Origin of the sequence: Microbacterium sp. B35-04 (assembly GCF_010634885.1) — a bacterium.
Classification (GTDB): domain Bacteria; phylum Actinomycetota; class Actinomycetes; order Actinomycetales; family Microbacteriaceae; genus Microbacterium.
Genome location: NZ_MWLP01000080.1, coordinates 1 through 5431, shown reverse-complemented (window position 1 = coordinate 5431; position 5431 = coordinate 1). Strand labels below are relative to the sequence as shown.

Sequence of the window (5431 nt, the reverse complement as noted above, 5' to 3'; positions counted from 1 at the left end):
TGTCAAGAATCTTTTACACACCGCTGGAGGAGCCATGGTCTACGAGGAGCGCAACATCTGGGCGAGCCTCATCGTCAGCGTGATCGGGATGGGCGTGTACGTCGTGATCGTGCTGCAGCAGGCAGCCGGCGGGCCGCTCACCGACGTCGACTGGGTGCCGATCATGCTGTGGACGATCGGAGCCAGCATCGTCGGCGCCATCGTGCTCAGCATCGTGTGGGGCATGCTCGCCGGTGTGAAGGATCCCGAGGGCGTCGGCAAGAGCGATCAGCGCGACCGCGACATCGCGCACATGTCGACTCGCGTCGGGCAGGCGTTCCTCGTGATCGCGGGGCTGGGTGTCATCGTCCTGTGCGCCTTCGAGGCGGACTGGTTCTGGATCGCGAACACCATGTTCTTCGGTTTCGCGGTCTCGTCGATCATCGGCGGGATCGCGAGTGTCATCGCGTACCGGCGCGGACTCGTCTGATGGTCAAGCCCACCAAGGTCACCAACTCGATCCGAGTCGTGCGCGAGGCGGCCGGGATCACGCAGGCCGAGCTCGCCCGCCGGATCGGCGTGACTCGACAGACCCTCATCGCCATCGAGCAGGGCAGGTACTCGCCTACGCTCGAGCTCGCCTTCCAGCTCTCCCGCGCGTTCGGCGTGGGCCTCGACGACCTCTTCGACTACCCGGAGGAATGACATGTCCGCGAACAGTCCCACGGCGCTCGGCACCGACGCGATGCCCGCCTGGACCCAGCATCGCTACGGCGAGGCCGACGCCGTCACGCGTGAGACGGTCGACGTCCCTGCGCCCGGACGCGGCGAGGTGCTGCTGCGCCTGCGCGCCACGGGCCTCAACAACGGCGACATCCGCGTCATGCGCGGCGAGCCGCTCCTCGTACGTCTCGCGTTCGGTCTGCGCCGGCCGCGCCAGCCCGTGCGGGGGATGGATGCCGCGGCCACCGTGATCGCGATCGGCGAGGGCACGACCGGCGTCTCCGTGGGCGACGAAGTGGTCGGCGAGCTCCCCGCCGGCGGGGGACTGGCGACATACGCCGTCGCCCCCGCGGCACGGCTCGTGCCGCGCCCGGCGGCGCTGGCACCCGGCGCCGCCGCCGCGCTCCCGGTCGCGGGCGGAACCGCGTGGCAGGCCCTCGCACGCGGGGAGGCGGCATCCGGTCATCGCGTCCTCGTCATCGGCGCCTCGGGCGGCGTCGGCACGTTCGTCGTGCAGCTCGCGGCGCTCCGGGGCGCTGAGGTGTGGGCGCTGTGCGGCGAGCGCAGCCGCGCGGTCGTCGAAGGCCTCGGCGCAGCGCGCACGTTCGACTATCACCGGGTGCAGCCCGGTGCACCGGAGCTCGAGGACGGCACGTTCGACGTCGTCGTCGACATCGCCGGCACCGCACCGCTGCGCGTGCTGCAGCGCCTGGTGCGCGACGGCGGCCGGGTCGTGCTCGTGTCGGGTGAGGGCGGCCGCGTGCTGGGCCCGATCGGCAGGATCCTGCGCGCCGCGCTGATGTCCATCGGCTCCCGGCGGCCGCTCCGCCCGCTCGCGGCGACCGCGAAGCCCGAAGTGCTCGCCCGACTCGTCGCGCTCGCCGCCGACGGGTCGCTTCGCCCGGTGATCGAGCGGACGTTCGCGTTCGGCGACGCGCCCGCCGCCCTCGCACACGTCGCCGCCGGCCACGTGGTGGGCAAGGTCGTCGTTACGGCGGGCTGACGCCGCCGGGCGTACGCGCTCCCAGGGCGCGCACAACCTTCGTGAGAGAATGGTGTCGGCGTGCCCGGTTGCCGGCTTCTCCAGCTCCGCCGGGCCCCTGGACAGCGTCCGCCGCCCCTCGTACAGGAGCAAGATGTCCACGCAGAACACCGCGCCCGCCCCTTCGACAAGCTCAGTGGCCGGAGGTGCGGCGGCTTCTACAAGCTCAGCGGCCTCGCCCGCTGCCGACGGAGGCCGCATCCAGCAGGTCCGCCGCTACCTGATGTGCCGCCCCGAGCACTTCACGGTGAGCTACACGATCAACCCGTGGATGGAGCCGGCGAACCCCACCGACACGGCCCTCGCGGTGCGCCAGTGGCAGGCGCTGTACGACACGTATGTCGCGCTCGGGCACGAGGTGCACCTCATCGATCCCGTCGAGGGCCTGCCCGACATGGTCTACACCGCCAACGGCGGCTTCGTCATCGACAACGTCGCCTACGGGGCCAAGTTCCGGTTCCAGGAGCGCGTGCCCGAAGGGCCGGCCTTCATGGACTGGTTCCGCGCGAACGGCTTCGAGGTCGCCGAGCCCGTCGAGGTCAACGAGGGCGAGGGCGACTTCCTGCTCGTCGGCGACACGATCCTCGCCGGCACCGGCTTCCGCTCGACGGGCGGCAGCCACCGCGAGCTCGCCGACGTCTTCGGCAAGGAGGTCATCAGCCTCAACCTCATCGACCCGCGGTTCTACCACCTCGACACCGCCATCTCGGTGCTCGATCCGGTCGAGGGGCCGGGCGGCGTCGAGAAGGCCAACATCGCCTACCTCGAGCACGCGTTCGACGAGCGCAGCCAGGCGATCCTCGCCGAGCGCTACCCCGACGCGATCCGCGTCGCCGACGCCGACGGCGCCGTGTTCGGCCTCAATTCGGCCAGCGACGGCCGCAACGTCATCATCTCGCCGCGGGCCAAGGGCTTCGAGGCGCAGCTGCGCGAGCGCGGCTACAACCCGGTGCTCGTCGACCTGTCCGAGCTGCTGCTCGGCGGCGGCGGCATCAAGTGCTGCACGCTCGAGCTGCGGCGCTGACGGCGGGAAACAGGAGCACCATGACCGCCACCATCCCCTCGGTCGACGCGGCGATGAGCCAGATCATCGCCGCCGAAGAGGAGCACGTCGCGCACAACTACCACCCGCTGCCGGTGGTGATCTCCCGCGGTGAGGGCGCGTGGGTGACGGATGTCGAGGGCAAGCGCTACCTCGACCTGCTGTCGGCCTACTCGGCGCTCAACTTCGGGCACGGGCATCCGGCGCTCCTCGCCGCCGCGCAGGAGCAGCTGAACCGCCTCACGCTCACCAGTCGCGCGTACCACAACGACCGGCTCGGCCCCTTCGCGGCCGCGCTCGCCGCGCTGTGCGGCAAGGAGCTCGTGCTGCCGATGAACACCGGCGCCGAGGCGGTCGAGACCGGCATCAAGGTCGCACGTGCGTGGGGTCGTCGGGTGAAGGGCGTGGCTCCGGATGCCGGGCGCATCATCGTCGCCCACGGCAACTTCCACGGCCGCACGACCACCATCGTCGGCTTCAGCGACGACCCGCAGGCGCGGGCGGACTTCGGGCCGTTCACTCCCGGATTCGTCTCGGTGCCGTTCGGCGACGCCGCCGTCATCGACGCGGCGATCACCGCCGACACGGTCGCCGTGCTCATCGAGCCGATCCAGGGCGAGGCCGGCGTCATCGTGCCGCCGGAGGGATACCTCCGTGCGGTGCGCGAGATCTGCACGCGCCGCGGCGTGCTGCTCATCGCCGACGAGATCCAGTCGGGTCTCGGCCGTGTCGGCGAGACGTTCGCGTGCGATCGTGAAGGCGTCGTGCCCGACGTGTATCTGCTCGGCAAGGCGCTGGGCGGCGGCATCCTTCCCGTCTCGGCGGTCGTCGCCGACCGCGACGTGCTGGGCGTGATCCGCCCGGGTGAGCACGGCTCGACCTTCGGCGGCAATCCGCTCGGAGCCGCCGTGGGCCTGCGCGTCGTGGAGATGCTGCAGACCGGTGAGTTCCAGCGTCGCGCGAAGCTCCTGGGCGAGCACCTCGAGTCGAAGCTGCAGGGGCTCGTCGGCCACGGCGTCACCGAGATCCGCGTCGTGGGACTCTGGGCGGGCGTCGACATCGATCCCGCGGTCGGCACCGGCCGCGAGATCGCCGAGCGGCTCATCGGCCGGGGCGTCCTCGTCAAGGACACGCACGGCCAGACCATCCGCATCGCCCCGCCGCTCGTCATCCGCGGCACCGAGCTGGACTGGGCGGTCGAGCAGCTGCGCGTGGTGCTCGCGGCCTGAACCGGGTCGGCGCCCGGCGCGCCGTCAGTCGAAGACCGACACCGTGCGCCAGTGCCAGCCGGTGGCCCCGTCCGGGGCAGGCGGAGCCGTGTCCTCGGTCTGCACCTCCCCGGCCTTGCTGGTCGCGCGGCATTGGATGACGTGGTCACCCGTCGTCGCGGTCCAGGGGAAGCTCCACTGCACCCAGGTGTCGTCCGAGATGGCCGTCGCGAGGGCCGCCGGCATCCACTCGCCCTCGTCGATGCGCACCTCGACGCCCTCGACGCCCACCTGCTGCTGCCACGCCACGCCCGCCACGACCACCTCGCCGGCCCTCAGCTCCTGGCCGCCACGTGGCACGTCGATGCGTGACTGCAGCTTGATCGGTCCGCGCTCCGACCAGCCGCGCGTCGTCCAATAGGCGGTCGCCCGGTCGAACCGCGTCACCTCGAGATCGACGACCCACTTCGTCGCCGACACGTAGCCGTAGAGCCCCGGCACGACCATGCGCACCGGGAAGCCGTGCTCCGTCGGCAGCGGGGCGCCGTTCATGCCGACGGCGAGGATCGCGTTGCGTTCGTCGGTGAGGGCCTCGAGGGGAGTGGATGCCGTGAACCCGTCGATCGATCGCGACAGCACCATGTCGGCATCCGCGGTGGGCCGCGCCCGGGCGAGCAGCTCGCGGATCGGGTAGCCGAGCCAGCGGGCGTTGCCGATCAGCGTGCCACCGACCTCGTTCGACACGCACGCGAGCGTCGTCCACGACTCCTCGAGGGGCAGCGCCAGCAGTTCGTCCCACGTCAGCTCGAACTCGTTCGCCACCATGCCGTGCACGCGCAGGCGCCAGTCGGCGGGATCGACCTCGGGCACGATGAGGGCCGTGTCGATGCGGTAGAACCGGTCGTTCGGTGTGACGACGTCCGCCAGGCCGGGGAGGTCGAGCTCCGCCCCATCGGGGACGGCGGATGCCGCGACCGCCGGCTGCGGGAGCTTCACGGCCCGCCGGACGGCCGCCACCGTCGCGGACGTCGCGCCGCGCACACCCACGACCGCCGCGAGGATGCCGGCTGCCGCCGCGGCCCCCGCCCACGCGAAGAACGCGCGGCGGCTGGGCGGCTCGAGCGGTCCCGGTTCCCGGTCGAGGGTGGTGGTGCCGGTGGGGTGGCCGGGGTCCGCAGCGGCGGGGATGTCGGGCGAGGCGCCAGGTGTGGATGCCGCAGCGGGGGGTGCCGCGGCATCCGTCCGCACCTGCGGATCAGATGCCGGGCGGGTGGTCGCGGCCTCCGCGTCCTTGCGCGCGGCCGAGGCGCGGTGCGAGGTGGACGGACCCAGCAGCCGGATCAGGAGCCAGAGCGCGACGGCGCCGACCGCACCTGCGACGAGCGAGGGCAGCCAGGCCAGGGCGCCGGCCCCGGGTCGGGTCGCCGCGACGACGGC

The 5431-nt window shown here is 72.1% G+C and carries 6 protein-coding genes; 5 read left to right on the top strand and 1 reads right to left on the bottom strand.

The window, feature by feature from the left end:
• The 5 genes from B1729_RS15995 to rocD all read left to right on the top strand — a co-directional run.
• On the top strand, positions 1-469 hold a 469-nt coding region (locus tag B1729_RS15995), incomplete at its 5' end, for a hypothetical protein (protein WP_239525866.1).
• Entirely contained in the window at positions 469-684 is a 216-nt protein-coding gene (locus B1729_RS15990) for a helix-turn-helix transcriptional regulator (RefSeq protein WP_163617819.1), read from the top strand. The genes B1729_RS15995 and B1729_RS15990, both read left to right, overlap by 1 nt.
• Before the next feature lies 1 nt (position 685).
• Positions 686-1705 carry an NAD(P)-dependent alcohol dehydrogenase gene (locus B1729_RS15985; protein ID WP_163633771.1) on the top strand — a complete coding sequence of 340 codons (1020 nt, stop codon included), beginning with the start codon at positions 686-688 and terminating at the stop codon, positions 1703-1705.
• Positions 1706-1838: 133 nt separating this feature from the next.
• Positions 1839-2768 (top strand): dimethylargininase, encoded by a 930-nt coding sequence (ddaH, locus tag B1729_RS15980; protein ID WP_345770822.1) that lies wholly within the window; start codon positions 1839-1841, stop codon positions 2766-2768.
• A gap of 20 nt (positions 2769-2788) precedes the next feature.
• Positions 2789-4015 carry an ornithine--oxo-acid transaminase gene (gene rocD / locus B1729_RS15975; protein ID WP_163633769.1) on the top strand — a complete coding sequence of 409 codons (1227 nt, stop codon included), beginning with the start codon at positions 2789-2791 and terminating at the stop codon, positions 4013-4015.
• Between the two features lie 24 nt (positions 4016-4039).
• On the opposite strand, the gene B1729_RS15970 is transcribed toward rocD, so the two are convergent.
• Positions 4040-5431, bottom strand: a 1392-nt coding sequence (locus tag B1729_RS15970) for a molybdopterin-dependent oxidoreductase (protein WP_163633767.1), incomplete at its 5' end; no start/stop codon positions are given.

Coding starts and splice junctions, on each gene's coding strand:
- rocD (WP_163633769.1), top strand. CDS start 2,789: ATGACCGCCACCATCCCCTCGGTCGACGCGGCGATGAGCCAGATCATC.
- ddaH (WP_345770822.1), top strand. CDS start 1,839: ATGTCCACGCAGAACACCGCGCCCGCCCCTTCGACAAGCTCAGTGGCC.
- B1729_RS15985 (WP_163633771.1), top strand. CDS start 686: ATGTCCGCGAACAGTCCCACGGCGCTCGGCACCGACGCGATGCCCGCC.
- B1729_RS15990 (WP_163617819.1), top strand. CDS start 469: ATGGTCAAGCCCACCAAGGTCACCAACTCGATCCGAGTCGTGCGCGAG.